This is a genomic window from Polynucleobacter sinensis (genome assembly GCF_001595985.1).
In the GTDB taxonomy this organism is placed as follows: Bacteria; Pseudomonadota; Gammaproteobacteria; order Burkholderiales; family Burkholderiaceae; genus Polynucleobacter; species Polynucleobacter sinensis.
In genome coordinates this window covers 553,387-569,583 of record NZ_LOJJ01000003.1, presented here as the reverse complement: position 1 = coordinate 569,583, position 16,197 = coordinate 553,387, and the positions used below count along the sequence as shown (strand labels likewise).

The 16,197-nt window shown below is 47.2% G+C and carries 14 protein-coding genes; 11 read left to right on the top strand and 3 right to left on the bottom strand.

Annotated elements, in window-relative coordinates; genetic code table 11:
• Positions 1-6: 6 nt before the first annotated feature.
• On the bottom strand, positions 7-1,050 hold the full coding sequence (locus AOB49_RS06610; RefSeq protein WP_062309145.1) for a lysylphosphatidylglycerol synthase transmembrane domain-containing protein: 1,044 nt from the start codon (positions 1,048-1,050) through the stop codon (positions 7-9).
• A gap of 48 nt (positions 1,051-1,098) precedes the next feature.
• Positions 1,099-2,595: a glycosyltransferase family 39 protein gene (locus tag AOB49_RS06605; protein ID WP_062309143.1), complete on the bottom strand. Its 1,497-nt coding sequence runs from the start codon at positions 2,593-2,595 to the stop codon at positions 1,099-1,101.
• Positions 2,596-2,642: 47 nt separating this feature from the next.
• Between AOB49_RS06605 and AOB49_RS06600 the strand changes: the two genes are divergently transcribed.
• Positions 2,643-3,443, top strand: a complete 801-nt coding sequence (locus AOB49_RS06600) for a DUF3047 domain-containing protein (RefSeq protein ID WP_062309141.1) — start codon at positions 2,643-2,645, stop codon at positions 3,441-3,443.
• 5 nt (positions 3,444-3,448) lie between these two features.
• Here the strand turns inward: AOB49_RS06600 and AOB49_RS06595 are convergent, their stop codons facing one another.
• A complete protein-coding gene (locus AOB49_RS06595) occupies positions 3,449-5,713 on the bottom strand; it encodes a heavy metal translocating P-type ATPase (RefSeq protein ID WP_062309139.1) in 2,265 nt (754 codons plus the stop codon).
• An 84-nt stretch (positions 5,714-5,797) separates the two neighbouring features.
• Between AOB49_RS06595 and AOB49_RS06590 the strand changes: the two genes are divergently transcribed.
• The 10 genes from AOB49_RS06590 (at position 5,798) to AOB49_RS06545 (ending at position 16,181) form a co-directional block, all read left to right on the top strand.
• Positions 5,798-5,992 (top strand): heavy-metal-associated domain-containing protein, encoded by a 195-nt coding sequence (locus AOB49_RS06590; RefSeq protein WP_062309392.1) that lies wholly within the window; start codon positions 5,798-5,800, stop codon positions 5,990-5,992.
• 67 nt (positions 5,993-6,059) lie between these two features.
• Entirely contained in the window at positions 6,060-6,707 is a 648-nt protein-coding gene (locus AOB49_RS06585; protein WP_062309137.1) for a DUF47 domain-containing protein, read from the top strand.
• 11 nt (positions 6,708-6,718) lie between these two features.
• Positions 6,719-7,729 carry an inorganic phosphate transporter gene (locus AOB49_RS06580; protein WP_062309135.1) on the top strand — a complete coding sequence of 337 codons (1,011 nt, stop codon included), beginning with the start codon at positions 6,719-6,721 and terminating at the stop codon, positions 7,727-7,729.
• Positions 7,730-7,863: 134 nt separating this feature from the next.
• Positions 7,864-8,952: an iron-sulfur cluster carrier protein ApbC gene (apbC, locus tag AOB49_RS06575; protein WP_062309133.1), complete on the top strand. Its 1,089-nt coding sequence runs from the start codon at positions 7,864-7,866 to the stop codon at positions 8,950-8,952.
• Between the two features lie 24 nt (positions 8,953-8,976).
• Entirely contained in the window at positions 8,977-9,498 is a 522-nt protein-coding gene (locus AOB49_RS06570) for a DUF3305 domain-containing protein (RefSeq protein WP_245640630.1), read from the top strand.
• Positions 9,498-10,058, top strand: coding sequence for a DUF3306 domain-containing protein (locus AOB49_RS06565; protein ID WP_062309130.1), 561 nt, complete (start codon positions 9,498-9,500; stop codon positions 10,056-10,058). The genes AOB49_RS06570 and AOB49_RS06565 overlap by 1 nt, the downstream gene beginning before the upstream one ends.
• Positions 10,059-10,068: 10 nt before the next feature.
• Complete coding sequence (locus AOB49_RS06560; RefSeq protein WP_062309128.1) at positions 10,069-12,159, top strand: 4Fe-4S binding protein; 2,091 nt, start codon at positions 10,069-10,071, stop codon at positions 12,157-12,159.
• Positions 12,156-12,800: a TorD/DmsD family molecular chaperone gene (locus AOB49_RS06555; RefSeq protein WP_062309126.1), complete on the top strand. Its 645-nt coding sequence runs from the start codon at positions 12,156-12,158 to the stop codon at positions 12,798-12,800. The genes AOB49_RS06560 and AOB49_RS06555 overlap by 4 nt, the downstream gene beginning before the upstream one ends.
• Positions 12,801-12,914: 114 nt before the next feature.
• On the top strand, positions 12,915-13,136 hold the full coding sequence (locus tag AOB49_RS06550) for a hypothetical protein (protein ID WP_062309124.1): 222 nt from the start codon (positions 12,915-12,917) through the stop codon (positions 13,134-13,136).
• A gap of 60 nt (positions 13,137-13,196) precedes the next feature.
• Entirely contained in the window at positions 13,197-16,181 is a 2,985-nt protein-coding gene (locus tag AOB49_RS06545) for a formate dehydrogenase subunit alpha (RefSeq protein ID WP_062309122.1), read from the top strand.
• The last annotated feature ends 16 nt before the right edge of the window (positions 16,182-16,197 follow it).

Here is a 16,197-nt window from a genome sequence, read left to right as displayed (position 1 = left end):
AAAAAATTATTTCCGTTTTAATAAAAGGTAAGCGCCTGGTAATACTGAGATGACAGTAATGGCGCCGTAACTAATTGATGCTAGAACAGTGATGGATGGATTCACACCCCATAAAGCGAGCACTGAAGATAGGGTGGCTTCACGCAAGCCCCAGCCAGATATGCTGATGGGCAGCATGAGCAATAAGCTCAGCGCAGGCAACCCAATCATTAACCCCTCGATTGGGGCATCTACGCCGTATGCTTTTAGGCAGAACAGTAGCGTTAGGATGGTTAGTAGATGAATGCCGATTGCAAAAACAGCTTGCGCGATATTCATTGGCCAAGAAAAAGCCAGTTTGATGCCTGGTAAAGCATCATTCATTTGTAATCTATTGAGGAGTTTTTGCAAAAGATTGCAGGTAGGCCCCCAAGCAAGAATGAAGGCAATTAGTAGACCTGCAAAAACCATCACACCAGTTACTGCGTAACCTAAATCTTTGCCCCAAACTGCTAAGGTTGCGCCACCAAGAACCAGGCCAATGCCGCCTAATAAATTATTGCCTGCCAAGCCTAATAGGCGATCGACCAGAACCATAGAGAAACTCAGGCGCAGTTTAGGGGTGGCATGCTCTAGATCAACCGATTGGTGCAGCTCTTCATCCAATTGTTTTTCTTCGACAAGATTGCCGCTACTATTTAAGTGCGTCGCAGTGATGGCGCGATAACTGTCGCCACCGAGGGTGCTCGGGAGACCTTGGTTAATGAGGCCACCCGCAAGATAAAGCGCGATAAAGTTTTTGAGACTTGCTTGGAATCCCACCTTACGCATCAAGAATCCCCAGCGTATGCCCCCACAGATAAAAGCGCTCAGCATAGACAGGAGTGCAGCTAAGAACCACCAAGGTTGCATTTGGATTTGGGAGTCTAGTAGCGCATGCCAATCAATTCCGCTAGTTGCTTTCCAAAGTAAGCCGATAGATAGCAGAATGCGAATTGTTGGCCAGGCGCGTTTTAGAACTACCTTCCACCTGGGTATGGGTTTTGAGGTGGATTTAGCGTGTGAACTCATAGGCGTAAGGATAATGCCTTGAGCGTCTAAGGTCTTGAATTTAGGGAATTAGTGGGCTGCGCCAGAATCTTGCCAGTTGCGACACAGATTAAAGTCGAATTTGGATAAAACTTGCCCAAATCGGACTATTTCAAGGCTATCGAGGGGTTCGCAACGCTCAAAGGCATGCTTTCCGCCAACCGGGGCCTGAAATGGCATGCCGGACCAATTCATCAAAATGACGCTCGATCCTTGTGGAAGCTGGCCAAACCAGAGGTCAAATTGATCCTGACGTTGATCCATTACAAATACGGGTAGCGGACTTGCATACCAGGCTGCTCTGCTGCCTAAGGTCCAGTTTTGCACGGCAATTCCATCTGCCTTGGTAGCGATAGCAAGCTGGGCTGCTTTTTGGCCGGCTGCTTTCCAGCCATAGAGGTCGGCGATAGGGTTGGATTTCACTGCGGCAGTGTTAATCCCTCCGGAGAGTACAAAGCCAAAACCCAAAATACAAATGATCAATTGTGCAATGATAAGAATACGAATGGCCAGGCGATGTTGCATATTCCAGGCCTTAGCTAGGCCGATGCCTGCAAATGGAGCCATGCAGAACCAGGCGGGCGTTGTCCAGTGAGGAAGGCTGCCTCCTCCGGAGAGGCTTGCGAAGATGACAAATGGAATAACAAAGAAACTAAGTAAGGCCAACAGGCTCAATTTATTGGTGTGGAGGCAATTCTTGAGATAGATGAACCCGCCGATAATTAAGAGGGGTCCAAAGCACGCAATTTGAATACCAAGAAAGGCGGCTACTCTGCGCCATGCCCAAGTGCCACCACTGCCATGCGCTAACTGATATTTAAATGAGATCCACTCATTAACCCAATTCCAATAGAGCACGGGGCTAATGACTAGCAATGCAATCAGCATTGCCAACCAAAATCCTAATTGACGAATCCAGGATTTTTTGGGGGTGCTCAGAAGCACTAGCATGAGCGCAAAGGCGGTGAAGGCGGCGGTGTATTTGCTAAGACCTGCGAGGCCAAGGAGTAAGCCGGTAGCAATCCAGTCGCCAAGGGAGAAGGTATCTCGACAAAGCCATTTCAAGGCCATGAGCATTAAGCCAAGACTCAGGGGGGTTAGCAGAGTGTCTGGCAAAAGCCCGATTGCCAGTACATGCGGCAGTGGCGCTACCGTAATGGCTAGTATTGCCATGAGACCGCATAAATTTGCTGAGGGGAGAGTGGTTGTTAAATATCCTGCGTTACGCCCCTGCATGAGGTGATGAATCTCAAGGGTCACTAGGTAAACCAAATATGCGGAAATAATCCACAGTAGCTCTGGAATCAGGCGAATCATGCCTTCGGAGCTAGTCAGGCTAACTAGGGGCCACTGAACCCAACCAACCAGAGGTGGGTGATCAAAATAGCTTAAAGCCAGATGCTTTGCGTATAGTGCGTAATGCGCTTCATCTACCGAAAATTCGATTGAGAAGCCAAGAGCTAAATGCACCACGGCAGCGATGCTAACAGTGATGACGGCCCAGCTTGAGGGTGATAGATGGCGCATGAAGAGATTTTAGACTCAGTCCCTCCATTGTTTGGGACAATGTGCTTATGGCTAAAAGAATTTTCCTGCATTTGGGTGTTGCGGCAACGGCATTGATTTTGCTCGGGTGCGCAGGATTTACTGGTAACTCGATTGAAAATGAGGCTGGACAAGCATTCAATGCGGATCAATTACCCGCCCAAGAGGAGTTACCAAAATTTTCCGCTGAAAAGCCGCGTGATGGCATGCCACAAGGATGGCACTTTTATCGCATTGCACCCTACAAGAAAAATACGGTTTATCGCCTAGAAAATTATCAAGGGCGTACCGTTCTGGCTGCCAACTCTAAAACTTCCGCCTCGGGACTTGCTGTAAAACTTCGTCCGCGTTCGGCACAAAATCTTTGGCTACAGTGGGAGTGGAAAGCTGTTGGCGCAATACCGCAAGCAGATAACTCAGAGAGCCAGCATGACGATGCGCCATTGCGAGTCTTGGTGGCATTTGATGGAAATAAAACAAAGCTACCCTTAAAGGAAAAGTTAACTTTTGAAATGGCAAACCTCATTAGCGGTCAAGAGATGCCTTACGCTACCGTGATGTATATCTGGTCGGGCAAGAACCCCGTTAATACCTTGCTGAATAATGCGCACACATCACGCGTTAAGATGATTGTGGTGGATTCAGGTTGGGATAATCTGGGTGAGTGGCGCAAGCATGAGCGTGATTTAGCAGCAGACTATAAGTTGGCTTATGGTGAGACTCCAGGTAATGTCATTGGAATTGCTTTGTTGACTGATACTGACAACACTAAATCTGAAACGCGCGCCATTTATGGCGATATTGAGTTGATTCGCAAGAGTCAGAAGTAAGGCATTTAATGTCTTGGGCGCCAACTTTTTAATAAAAGCGCATTACTTAAAACGCAGAAGCTAGAAAGTGCCATTGCGCTTCCCGCCAGCATTGGGGATAAATATCCAAGTGCCGCCATTGGAATGCCGATCGTATTAAATGCAAAGGCCCAAAATAAATTCTGACGAATCTTATTCCACGTTTTCTTGGAGATATCAATTGCATCTGCAACCAATGTAGGATCGCCACGCATTAAGGTAATGCCTGCAGCCTGCATTGCAACATCGGTTCCGGTAGACATCGCCATGCCTACATCAGCGATCGCTAGTGCAGGAGCGTCATTAACACCATCTCCGACCATGGCTACGTAGTGTTTCATTCCCCGATCTGCGCCTTGCAGCTTTTGGATGATCTCGGCTTTATTGCTTGGCATGATTTGTGCGAAGACATCGTCAATACCAATGGATTTTCCTACGCGGGTTGCTGCTGCCAAATTATCTCCCGACAACATCACGGTCCGAATAGCAAGCGCATGCAATGAATCTATTGCTGCTTTGGCATTGGTTTTGAGTTCATCACCAAAAGCAATCACCGCAATAGGAGTGGAGTGTGCATCTACGAGTATCGAAACAGTCTGACCTTGCTCAAAACAGCGCTGGGCTTTTTCTAGAATAAGGGAGTATTGGGCATGCTGCTCTAGAGATGCCACACTTTGCAGTCGGATTGCTTGTCCTGCAAAAGGACCACTGTTGGGAATGCCTTCAATCCCTATTCCGGGTAAAGCTTTGTTTGCGCTAGTTGCAATAGGGTTGATATTTTTTTGTTTGGCTGAATCAATTAGGGCTTTTGCCAAAGGATGTTCACTTCCTAACTGCAGGCCTGCTACAGTTGCTAATACATCATCCAGTGATGCTGGCGATGCATCGAAAGGGATTAGCGCAAGTAAGCGAGGTTTGCCAATGGTTAGGGTGCCTGTTTTATCAAAGGCAACAATATCTAAGCGATGCGCAAGTTCTAATACTTGTGGATCTTTAATCAGGATGCCGAAACGAGCAGCTACTCCGGTTCCTGCCATGATCGCTGCTGGGGTTGCTAGTCCTAGCGCGCACGGGCAGGCAATGACAAGAACGGAGACGGCACGCAATATCGCAATGGCAGTTGAATCGAAGTAAAGCCAATTGCCGATACCAGTGGCAATGGCTAGCAAAATTACCGTGGGTACAAAAATCGCACTTACTTGGTCTACAAGTTTTTGAATCGGTGCTTTTTGGGTTTGCGCCTCTTCCACTAAATTAATGATTTGTGAAAGCACGCTTTCCACGCCAACTGCCTTAGCGGCCACCACAATGACTCCTTCACCGTTCAAGGCTCCGCCAATGACTTTAGAGTCCAAGCCCTTTTTGACTGGATCGCTTTCACCGGTGAGTAGAGATTCATCCACATGACTAGCACCCATCAGAATGAGACCATCAACTGGAATGCGCTCCCCTGGTAGTACTAACACTCTGTCGCCTGGAAGGACTTGATCCAAGGGGAGATCTCGATATTGGTTTGGTGTAGCGCCGTTGTCAATAGACACATCAGCATCTAAAACCTTGGCGCGCTCTGGCCAGAGCTTTTGGAGGGCGCGAATAGCTTCACTGGTTTGCCGTTTGGCTCGAGCCTCGAGCCACTTGCCCAGCAAGACCATGCAAATAATGACCGAAGAGCCTTCAAAATACAGTTCATGAGCATGGCTTGAGCTGAGTAGTAAATAAAGGCTCAGTCCATAGGCGGCGCTAGTGCCTAGCGCAACAAGAAGGTCCATATTGCCAGCTCCAGCCATGAGAGCTTTGAAGCCGGCCCTGTAAAAGCGCCAACCCAGAATCAATTGCACTGGCGTGGCCAGCGCCAATTGCCACCAACCAGATAAGGACCAATGAACACCAAAGGGCATGAAAAACATAGGGATGACAAGCGGGGCGGATAGGGCAAAGCTAAGCAGGACTCGGCCCAACCCATCTGGCGCCCAAAATGATTTGGTGCTTGCTACCTTGGAATGGCCATGGGGAGAGCTTTCCTTGGCCTCATAACCTGTTTTGTTGACTTGTTTGATGATGTCTTCAAGTGTCGTTGGGGAGTCTTGCTTGACTCTGATGCGAGCTTGCTCTGTTGCCAGATTGACGGTAGCCGCTTCCACCCCGGGAATGTTGTCTAAAGCCTTTTCTACCCGCCCCACACAAGAGGCACAGGTCATGCCGCCAATATCGAGGGTGAAAAACTGAGAATTTGTCGGTTCTTTGGGGTTCATATGGAAGATAATCTACAGCAAGGGCCTCAACGATGGGGTTTTATTAGCTTTAGGGCTAGTACATTAGAGTTTAAAGGGGGTGTTATGTTTGATCTTAAAGTCTCTGGAATGACCTGTGGGGGATGTATCAATGCGGTGACTCGAGCCATTCAGGCCGAGGATCCTCAGGCTAAAGTGCAGGCAGATCTGGCCACCCAGGTAGTACAACTTGAAACCTCCCTGTCAAAGGAGCAGGCCGCCCAACTCATTACAGACGCTGGCTTTCCTGTTTCCGCTTAAAGCATTGTTTAGAATGTCGCCTAACTTAGTAAATTCTGCAGTTTCTGTCCACAAAGGATCGTGATTTATGTTCTTCAGTAAGTTAATGCCTCACGATGGTAATTTTTTCGCCTTGTTCAATGAGCATGCCGAGAATATCGTTGCAGCCTCAGAATCATTCCTCAAATTCATTGAGCATTACAACGATGACGCATTGCGTGCGAAATATACCCAGGATATTGATCGCGCTGAACACACTTGCGACGATGTAGTGAAGGAAGTTCACCGCAGGCTACATAAGACATTCATCACTCCAATTGATCGCGATCAGATTTTCTCCTTGATTAACACCATGGATGATGTTGCGGATTTGATTCAAAACGGTACAGAAGCTATGCATTTGTATAACGTCAAGCAAATGACGGATGAGATGTTGCATATGGCCGAGTTGTGCAATCAATGCTGCATTGGTATGAGAAACGCAGTAGGCATGCTCAAAGATATTTCCGATCCTGAGGTTGCAAAAGCAGCTCTGAAGACATGTGATGAGATTGACCATTTGGAGTCTGGCGCGGATCGTCTTCTGTCAACAGCAATCACCAAATTATTCCGCGAGGAAATTGAAGTGCGCGAGCTGATTAAATTGCAACGTATTTACGAGTTGCTCGAGGAAGTTACCGATAAATGTGAAGACGTTGCCAATTTGGTTGAAGGCATCGTTCTTGAAAATTCTTAAGGTTAAATAAGTTGGCCTCTATAGAAGTCGCATTTTGGGTGGTGGCGCTTTTAGTAGCGTTAGCTTTGGCATTTGATTTCATGAATGGATTTCATGATGCTGCTAACTCTATTGCTACCGTAGTTTCTACTGGGGTTCTCAAGCCCCAACAGGCTGTTATCTTTGCCGCTTTCTTTAATTTTCTCGCGATCTTTATCTTTCATTTGAGTGTAGCCGCAACCGTAGGCAAGGGAATCGTTCATCCCGCAGCCGTTGACTTGCATGTCATCTTTGGTGCCCTCATTGGCGCGATCGTTTGGAATGTGATTACTTGGTATTACGGAATCCCCTCCAGCTCTTCCCATGCGTTGATTGGTGGCTTGGTTGGCGCCGCTCTTCCTAAAGCAGGTGTTGATGGCTTGGTCTGGTCTGGGATTATTAAAACCGTTTCCTTTATTTTTATCTCGCCCTTTGTTGGCTTCTTGCTCGGATCGCTAATGATGCTGCTTGTGGCTTGGGTTTGTCGTAATGCCAATTTAGCTAAAACAGATCGTTGGTTTAGACGTCTTCAATTGGTTTCTGCGAGCGCCTACAGTTTGGGTCACGGTGGTAATGATGCGCAAAAGACAATCGGCATTATTTGGCTTTTGTTGATCATCACTGGCTATGCAGAAGCGGGCGCAAGCATGCCTCCCACTTGGACCATTATCAGCTGTTATATCGCTATTGCGATGGGCACCATGTTTGGTGGTTGGCGCATTGTAAAAACTATGGGACAGAAGCTGACTAAGCTAAAGCCAGTGGGTGGATTTTGTGCCGAGACTGGTGGGGCAATTACTTTATTTGCGGCAACAGCGCTGGGTGTTCCTGTATCTACTACCCACACCATCACTGGGGCTATTGTTGGGGTTGGCTCTACACAGCGCGCTAGTGCCGTTCGTTGGGGTGTCGCTGGAAACATTGTTTGGGCTTGGATCTTCACGATTCCAGCAACTGCTTTGATGTCTATGGCTGTTTACTACCTCAGCCTTCTCCTTTTTTAAGTGGCCTGACTGGATCAGTCAATCTAGCTTTAAGCAATTTTTTGCATGTGCGGTTAATCTACCCACTATTCAATGAGTACTAATGCAGCTTATTGACGCTTCCCACAAAGGAGCATCATTTTTAGGAGAGTGTAGTGGCGGTTACTGTAGAAGTCGTTCAAGCAGCCCTGAAAGGCCTTATTGATCCTAATTCGAAGATGGATTTTGTCAGCTCTAAAGCTGTCAAAAATTTAAAGGTCGATGGCGGAGATATTAGTCTTGATATTGTTTTGGGATATCCAGCAAAGAGCCAGTTTGATTCCATTCGAAAATCAGTGATTGCTATTCTGCGAGAGTTGCCTGATGTAAAAAATGTCAGTGTTAATGTCAGCAGTCAGATTGTTGCTCACGCGGTTCAACGCGGTGTGAAGTTGTTGCCGGGCGTTAAAAATATTATTGCGGTCGCCAGTGGTAAGGGGGGTGTTGGTAAGTCCACCACAGCAGTAAATCTTGCCTTAGCCTTAGCTGCAGAGGGTGCGCAAGTGGGGATGTTGGATGCTGATATTTATGGCCCAAGTCAGCCAATGATGCTCGGTATCACCGGAAGACCAGAGTCAATTGAAGAAAATACGATTGAGCCGATGGAAGGTTATGGCCTTCAGGCAAGCTCAATTGGTTTTTTAATTGATGACGATGCGCCGATGGTTTGGCGTGGCCCGATGGTTACCTCTGCTCTAGAGCAGTTATTACGGCAAACCCGATGGCGAGATCTGGATTATTTAATTGTCGATATGCCGCCAGGTACAGGAGATATTCAGTTAACGTTAGCCCAAAAAGTACCAGTGACAGGTGCAGTTATTGTGACTACCCCTCAAGACATTGCTTTGCTTGATGCGCGCAAGGGTCTCAAGATGTTTGAAAAGGTCGGCGTTCCTATCGTTGGCATTATTGAAAATATGAGCACCTACGTCTGTCCAAACTGTGGTCATGAAGAGCATGTGTTTGGTATGGGCGGGGGGCAGAAAATGTGCCAGGAGTATGGCGCCGACTTCTTGGGTTCCTTACCTTTGAATTTATCGATTCGTGAACAGGCCGATGCGGGTCGCCCCACTGTGGTTGCTGATCCAGATGGCGCTATTAGTGCGATCTACAAAACGATTGCTAGGCAGGTGGCCATTAAAGTTGCCACGCTTTCAAAAGACATGAGCAGTAAGTTTCCCAACATTGTTGTTCAAAACACCTGAGATCGTATGCGCTTTGCAGTCCTGATGCGTAAGCAAAATATTGATAACCCATGGGTCTCGTTTCGATGGGTGCCCCAAGAAGTATTACCTGATTTTGGACAATTTTCTTCGGAATCGAGCGCTCAAAATAAAATCTTGGGACAGTTTTTAGGCCGTGATGATCAAGGGGAGTCTTGGTTATTTACTGGTTATGAACTCAGTCTCTTTCCGGATGAGGCCGAAGGTTATTATCTGAATCTCTCAGCCACACAGCCTTGTTGGTTTGTGATGTGGCGCTTGGAGGAGGATGTGGGGCGATATATTGATGCGCAATCGATCGAGCTGGCCAAATCGGAATCCACTATGGCTGTGCCGCATCGCATTAGTGTGAGTTATAACGAGGCTGGGCGTCTCTTAGATGGTGGTGAATCGGTAGATAGCATTCCTTTAACGGCGGAGCATGCATCTTGGCTGCAGGAATTTGTGAACGAGCATTACCGCCCAGAACCCAAAAAACGTCATCGTCCCGAATCCTTTAAGGGCGCCAATCGCCCAGCGGAGAATTAATGGCTGGGGGTTTCTTAAGTCGCTGGTCACGCCGCAAGGCTGGTGAGCAAATTGAGCCCGAAGCAAAATCGGTCAACATTACTCACCCCGAGTCTCTGGGTCAGTTAGAGCCTCAGGGGGTGCCTCCCGAGAGCTCAGATCTTCCACTGCTGACTTTAGAAGATGTTGAAAAGATTGATCGATTGGCTCCAGACTTCTCTGCCTTTATGAAGCCAGGTGTTGATCCTGCGGTTCAGCAGGCAGCAATGAAAAAGATGTTTTCAGATCCCCATTTCAATGTGATGGATGGCCTAGATATCTATATTGATGATTATTCAAAGCCTGATCCTATTCCTATGGATATGCTCAAGCGTATGGTGCAATCAGATATGCTCAATATCTTCCGCAAGGACGTTAGCGAGGATGTCCAAGCGTCAGAGACTGCCTTAACTCCATCCTCTGAGTCAAATCAACCAACTTCGCCTACATTAGAACAAGCTGATTTAACATCCACACATCCAACTTCTAAAGGGGAGGTTGGGGACATGGATCCAGCCCCTATTGATAAGAAGACCAGTTAAGAAGATTTTCATGAGCCAAAAATTAATCTGTAATTGCAATGGAACTATGCCCTTGGATGCAAAAGGATTGGGTGTTTCAATGCACACCTCTTTGTGCAGGCAGGAAGTTGGCTCCGTACTCAAGGTGTTTGAAGGTAGCGACTCTATCGTGATTGCTTGCACCCAGGAGAGTGCGCTATTTGGTGAGTTAGCTGCGCAATCAGAAAAGCCTCTGATTGCACCATTACGTTTTGTCAATATTCGCGAAGTGGCGGGGTGGACTCAAGAGGCAAAATCATCGGGTCCTAAAATTGCTGCTTTGCTCGCCCTGGCCGATATGCCAGAAGCAGAACCTGTTTCAGTAGTGAATTATGAGAGTCAGGGCCGTTTATTAATTGTGGGTCCAGGCAACCAAGCCTTGCCTTGGGCTGAAAAGCTTAGCGACTCTTTGGATGTCTCAGTGCTTTGCACTGAGCCCAGCACTTTACCTATCGCGAGAAATTTTCCTATCTATACGGGTAACGTTACAAAGTTGGAAGGTTATCTCGGACACTTTACGGTTGATTGGGATTTGCAAAATCCAATTGATCCTGAAATGTGCACCCGTTGCGGCGCTTGTGTCGAGGTTTGTCCGTCAGGCGCAATTGATGACTCCTTCCAGATTAATCTGGAGCAGTGTAAATCCCATCGTGAGTGTGTGACGGCTTGCGCTAGTATTGGCGCCATTAACTTTGATCGCGCTGAGCGAAAACGTAATGCAGAATTTGATTTGATTATGGATTTGCGAGCCAATCCGCAGATGCGTATGAGCCAAACCCCGCAAGGGTACTTCGCGCCAGGAAGGGATCCCTTTGATCAGGCTTTAGTAGTCAATCAACTACTTGGGCTGGTCGGCGAATTTGAAAAGCCGAAGTACTTTGCCTACAACGAAAAAGTATGCGCCCATGGACGCAATGGCAAAGTTGGATGTAATGCTTGTATCGATGTTTGTTCAACAGGTGCTATTCACTCTGTATTTAAAAATGGGCAAGGCACAGTCGAAGTAAATCCCAATTTGTGCATGGGTTGCGGTGCGTGTTCAAGTGTTTGTCCATCTGGTGCTATGCGTTACAACTACCCTAGCGTGTCGCACCAAGGCAAAGAAATCAAAATGCTTGCTTCGGTTTTTGGTGTTGAGAGTGCGAAACTCAAGCAATCTGTGGCTCCTACTTTGTTATTGCATAACCTGAAAGCTGGCACTCAACTCATTGATGCGCTTGGTCGTGCTGCTCACCTTAACTCAAAGCGCGTTGAAGGCCTTCCTTCCTTCGTTCTGCCATACGGTATTGAGCACATTGCCTCTACTGGTTTAGATCTCTGGCTTGGCGCTTTGGCATATGGTTTTGGGGAGGTGATTTTGTTGCTGACTGGCGATGAGGATCCTGCTTATCGCGAAGCGCTTGCAACACAAAGCGCCTTGGGAAATGCTATTTTGGCAGCCTACGGATTTGATGCGAGAATTTCCTTGATTCAACTTGATTCTGCGGATGATATTGCTGTGGCGTCCTCAGCCATGGGTAAATTGCGTCAAAGGGGTGCGTTGTCTGCAATCTGCACTCCCGCAAGCTTTGGTTTAGGTAATCAAAAACGCGAAACGATTGAAGCTGTTTTAGAGCACTTGCAAAAGCAGGCTAAGGCAACTCTACCTGTAGAAGGCGTGGCATTACCAAAATCATCATTCTTAGGTGGCCTCGCCATCAATAAGGATGCCTGCACGCTTTGCATGTCCTGCGTGGGTAGTTGTCCTGAGGGGGCTTTGCTCGATAATTTGGATGAGCCAAAGTTGTCATTTATTGAGAAGCAGTGTGTTCAATGCGGCATCTGCGTTCAAACTTGTCCCGAGCAAGCCTTAACCTTGTCCCCACGATTGCTCACGGTTGAGCAACGCAAGCAGAAGGTGGAGCTGAATGAGACCAAGCCTTTTCACTGCATTAGTTGCGGCAAGGTTTTTGGCACTTCCAAAATGGTGGATTTAATGTTGGCTAAGTTAGGCACGCACGGGGCGTTTGCTGGCGCTGCGCTGGACAGACTAAAGATGTGCGGCGACTGCCGTGTTGTCGATATGGTGAATAAAGAATTATGAGTGAGCAAACAAAGCAGAGTGCAGTAACAACAGTGGGTGATGAGGGTTTGCCAGAGGATTTGGCTCGTGCGGACTTGTACGGGTTGATTGCCAGATTTTTTCATCAGCCGCCCGATCAGGAATTGTTGGATCAAATTGCCGCATCCATACCAGATGGACAAGAGGGGCAAGCGGATGATGCACCTTTGGCTAAAGTGTGGGCTGACGTTGTAGAGCTCGCCAAAAGCAATCCAGCCCATGCTTGGCACGAGGAATTTGATCGCAACTTCATCAGCGTAGGCCGCCCCAATATTATTCTTAACGGTTCCTTCTATATGGCTGGGCATTTAAATGAGAAGCCCTTGGTTGAGGTACGCCGTGCTTTGGATGCTTTTGGGCTTGAATCAGCTGATGAGGTTACCGAGACGGAAGACCATATTGCAGCGTTGTGTGAGGTGATGCGCTACCTGATTGCTGGTGATGATGTAGAGATATCCAATTTAACGAATCAGCGCATATTTTTTAATGACCATATTCGCCCTTGGTATGACGAGTTGTGCGATGCAATAGATTTGATCCCTGATATGCATCTGTATCAATCTGTTGCAGCCTTAACGCGAGAATTTTTGGCGATCGAAGGGCAGAGTTTTGACATGATTTAATGGTGCAATGCACAAGATGAAAACCCTTAGAAGAAAAAATATTACAAATATGCAAAAAATGCATTTACCAATTACACTTGTTCTATATCAATTTGCACTAAATGGGAGCATGCGATGAGTAATAAATCCACAACTGCTGTAGCGGAAGAAAATCAGCCTTCACGCAGAAAGTTTTTCATCGGAGCGGGCGCCACTGTTGGTGCTGTTGCAGTAGCCTCTCAAACCTCTATTGGTAAGGCTGTTATTCAAGAGATTGGTAGTACCGTCAAGGGTAAAGATGACGGTTATCAACTCACGGCACACATTCGTAAGTACTACGAAACCACCATGCTGTAAGTAGGCTGTCGATTTAGTTACATTCAATAATTAATAAAAAATCTTTCTCAGGGACAAAATATGAGTCTGACTCGTAAATCCAATACCCCACAAAGCAGTCGTTCCACGCCTGCATCACGTCTCATCGGTAGTTTGTCACGTGGACTTCAGTCTGCGGTTCCTACCATGGACCGTCGAACTTTTTTAAAGCGCTCTGGCGTAGGTGTTGGTGCTGGAATTGCAGCTAGTCAACTCACCTTAGTGCAAAAGGCGGTTGCCGAACCAAGCAAAGCAATGCTCGATGGCAAGGGAAAGATTGAAGTTAAAAGAACGATCTGTACTCACTGCTCTGTAGGTTGCGCGACCGATGCAACAGTGGAGAATGGTGTTTGGGTTCGTCAAGATTCAGCATTTGATTCCCCAATCAATTTAGGTTCTTACTGTGCAAAAGGTGCATCCCTGCGTGAGCACGGCCATGGTGATTTCCGTCTACGCTATCCAATGAAATTGGTGGACGGTAAGTATCAGCGAATTTCTTGGGATCAAGCGCTTACAGAGATTACTGCGCAGATGAAGGACCTTCGTAGTAAGTACAGTCCAGATTCCCTGTTCTTCATTGGGTCTTCGAAGCACAACAATGAGCAAGCGTATTTATTGCGCAAGTGGGTTTCTTTCTTTGGAACCAACAATACAGACCATCAGGCTCGTATCTGTCACTCCACAACAGTTGCCGGTGTAGCAAACACCTGGGGCTATGGTGCGATGACCAATAGCTATAACGACATGATGAATGCCAAGGCGGCTTTGTACATTGGCTCTAACGCTGCAGAAGCGCATCCAGTGTCCATGTTGAGCTTGCTCCATGCAAAAGAAAATGGTTGTAAGGTGATCGTGGTTGATCCTCGTTACACCCGTACAGCGGCGAAGTCTGACCAATATGTTCGTATTCGCTCTGGTACAGATATTCCATTCTTGTTTGGTGTTCTGTATCACATCTTCAATAATGGCTGGGAAGATAAGAAGTACATCAATGACCGCGTCTACGGCATGGATGAGATTCGCAAAGAAGTCATGGAAAAGTGGACTCCAAAAAATGTTGAAGAAGCATGCGGAGTGCCTGAAGCGCAGATGTATAAAGTTGCTGAAACTATGGCGAAGAATCGTCCAAGCACATTGGTTTGGTGTATGGGTCAAACGCAACACACCATTGGTAATGCCATGGTGCGTGCATCCTGCATCCTGCAGTTAGCTTTAGGCAATATTGGTAAGTCAGGTGGTGGCGCGAATATTTTCCGCGGTCACGATAACGTTCAAGGTGCTACCGACGTTGGCCCTAACCCAGACTCATTGCCTGGCTACTATGGTCTCGCGGCGGGATCTTGGAAACACTTCGCCTCGGTGTGGGGTGTTGACTATGAGTGGATCAAAGGTCGCTACGCTCCCGATATGATGGAGAAGTCTGGCACTACCGTATCCCGTTGGGTTGATGCGGTGCTAGAGAAGAGCGACATGATTGACCAACAGACTAACGTCAAGGGTTTGTTCTTCTGGGGTCATGCTCCAAACTCACAAACACGCGGCTTGGATATGAAGCGCGCGATGGATAAGTTGGATTTATTGGTTGTTGTCGACCCTTATCCAAGTGCAACTGCAGCGATGGCGGCAATGCCGCCTGCTGAAGGTCAAGAGGTAAATAAGAATCGAAACGTTTACTTATTGCCTGCAACGACTCAGTTTGAAACAACGGGTTCTGCTACTGCTTCAAACCGTTCATTGCAATGGCGTGAGAAGGTGATTGATCCTTTATTTGAGTCTGTACCAGACCATGCGATCATGCAGGCCTTTGCAGATCGCTTAGGTTTTGGTGAAGAGCTCTCCAAGAACTATAAGATGCTCAATTCTAAATTTGCTGGAAAGCAATGGAGAGAACCTGAGATTGAATCTATCTTGCGTGAGATCAATCGTTCCGTATGGACGATTGGTTACACAGGACAAACTCCTGAGCGCTTGAAGGCGCACATGAGAATGGCTGGTGTATTTGATCCTAAGACTTTGAAGTCGCGCGGTGGTGTTGATCCTGTCACTGGTTACGATACTGCTGGTGACTACTACGGTTTACCTTGGCCTTGCTACGGTACTGCGGCAATCAAGCATCCAGGATCACCCAATCTCTATGACACTAGCAAGAGCGTTATGGAAGGTGGCGGTAACTTCCGTGCAAACTTCGGTGTTGAAAAAGATGGCAAGAATTTGCTTGCAGAAGATGGTTCTTACTCAAAAGGTTCTGCCATTACCACTGGTTACCCAGAGTTCGATCACGTATTTGTGAAAAAACTGGGTTGGTGGAATCAACTGACTGAAGAAGAGCAAAAATTGGCTGAAGGTAAGAACTGGAAGACGGACTTGTCCGGCGGTATCCAGCGTGTCGTTATGAAAAACGGCTGCCATCCATTCGGTAATGCAAAAGCCCGTGCGGTTGTATGGAACTTCCCAGATCCAATTCCAGTCCACCGCGAGGCGCTCTACAGTACTAATGAGCCAATGATGCGTAAGTACCCAACTTCCGCTGATAAGAAGAATTTCTGGCGCTTGCCAACTCTCTACAAGACTCTCCAAGATAAGAACTTGAATGAGAAGTTGTATGAGAAGTTCCCAATCATTTTGACCTCTGGTCGTTTGGTTGAGTACGAGGGCGGCGGTGATGAGACTCGTTCAAATCCTTGGTTGGCAGAATTGCAACAAGAGAACTTTGTCGAGATTAATCCGAAGGCAGCTGAAGCTCGTGGCATTAAGAATTGGGATTATGTGTGGGTTAAATCCCCAACTGGTGCCAAGATTAAAGTGCGCGCGCTCGTCACTGAGAGGGTCGATCAAGGTACTGCGTTTGTGCCATTCCACTTTGCAGGTTGGTGGCAAGGTAATGACTTGCGCAAATATTACCCAGAGGGTGCTGCCCCACTAATTCAAGGTGAGGCGGTAAATACCGCAACAACCTATGGCTATGACCAGGTGACGATGATGCAAGAAACAAAAACCACTATGTGTCAAATCGAAAAATTTGCCTAAGTCAAAAAATAAAGTC

Excerpts from the sequence above, each read along its gene's own strand:
- AOB49_RS06610 (WP_062309145.1), bottom strand. The coding sequence starts at position 1,050 with ATGAGTTCACACGCTAAATCCACCTCAAAACCCATACCCAGGTGGAAG.
- AOB49_RS06605 (WP_062309143.1), bottom strand. The coding sequence starts at position 2,595 with ATGCGCCATCTATCACCCTCAAGCTGGGCCGTCATCACTGTTAGCATC.
- AOB49_RS06600 (WP_062309141.1), top strand. The coding sequence starts at position 2,643 with ATGGCTAAAAGAATTTTCCTGCATTTGGGTGTTGCGGCAACGGCATTG.
- AOB49_RS06595 (WP_062309139.1), bottom strand. The coding sequence starts at position 5,713 with ATGAACCCCAAAGAACCGACAAATTCTCAGTTTTTCACCCTCGATATT.
- AOB49_RS06590 (WP_062309392.1), top strand. The coding sequence starts at position 5,798 with ATGTTTGATCTTAAAGTCTCTGGAATGACCTGTGGGGGATGTATCAAT.
- AOB49_RS06585 (WP_062309137.1), top strand. The coding sequence starts at position 6,060 with ATGTTCTTCAGTAAGTTAATGCCTCACGATGGTAATTTTTTCGCCTTG.
- AOB49_RS06570 (WP_245640630.1), top strand. The coding sequence starts at position 8,977 with ATGCGTAAGCAAAATATTGATAACCCATGGGTCTCGTTTCGATGGGTG.
- AOB49_RS06565 (WP_062309130.1), top strand. The coding sequence starts at position 9,498 with ATGGCTGGGGGTTTCTTAAGTCGCTGGTCACGCCGCAAGGCTGGTGAG.
- AOB49_RS06560 (WP_062309128.1), top strand. The coding sequence starts at position 10,069 with ATGAGCCAAAAATTAATCTGTAATTGCAATGGAACTATGCCCTTGGAT.
- AOB49_RS06555 (WP_062309126.1), top strand. The coding sequence starts at position 12,156 with ATGAGTGAGCAAACAAAGCAGAGTGCAGTAACAACAGTGGGTGATGAG.
- AOB49_RS06550 (WP_062309124.1), top strand. The coding sequence starts at position 12,915 with ATGAGTAATAAATCCACAACTGCTGTAGCGGAAGAAAATCAGCCTTCA.
- AOB49_RS06545 (WP_062309122.1), top strand. The coding sequence starts at position 13,197 with ATGAGTCTGACTCGTAAATCCAATACCCCACAAAGCAGTCGTTCCACG.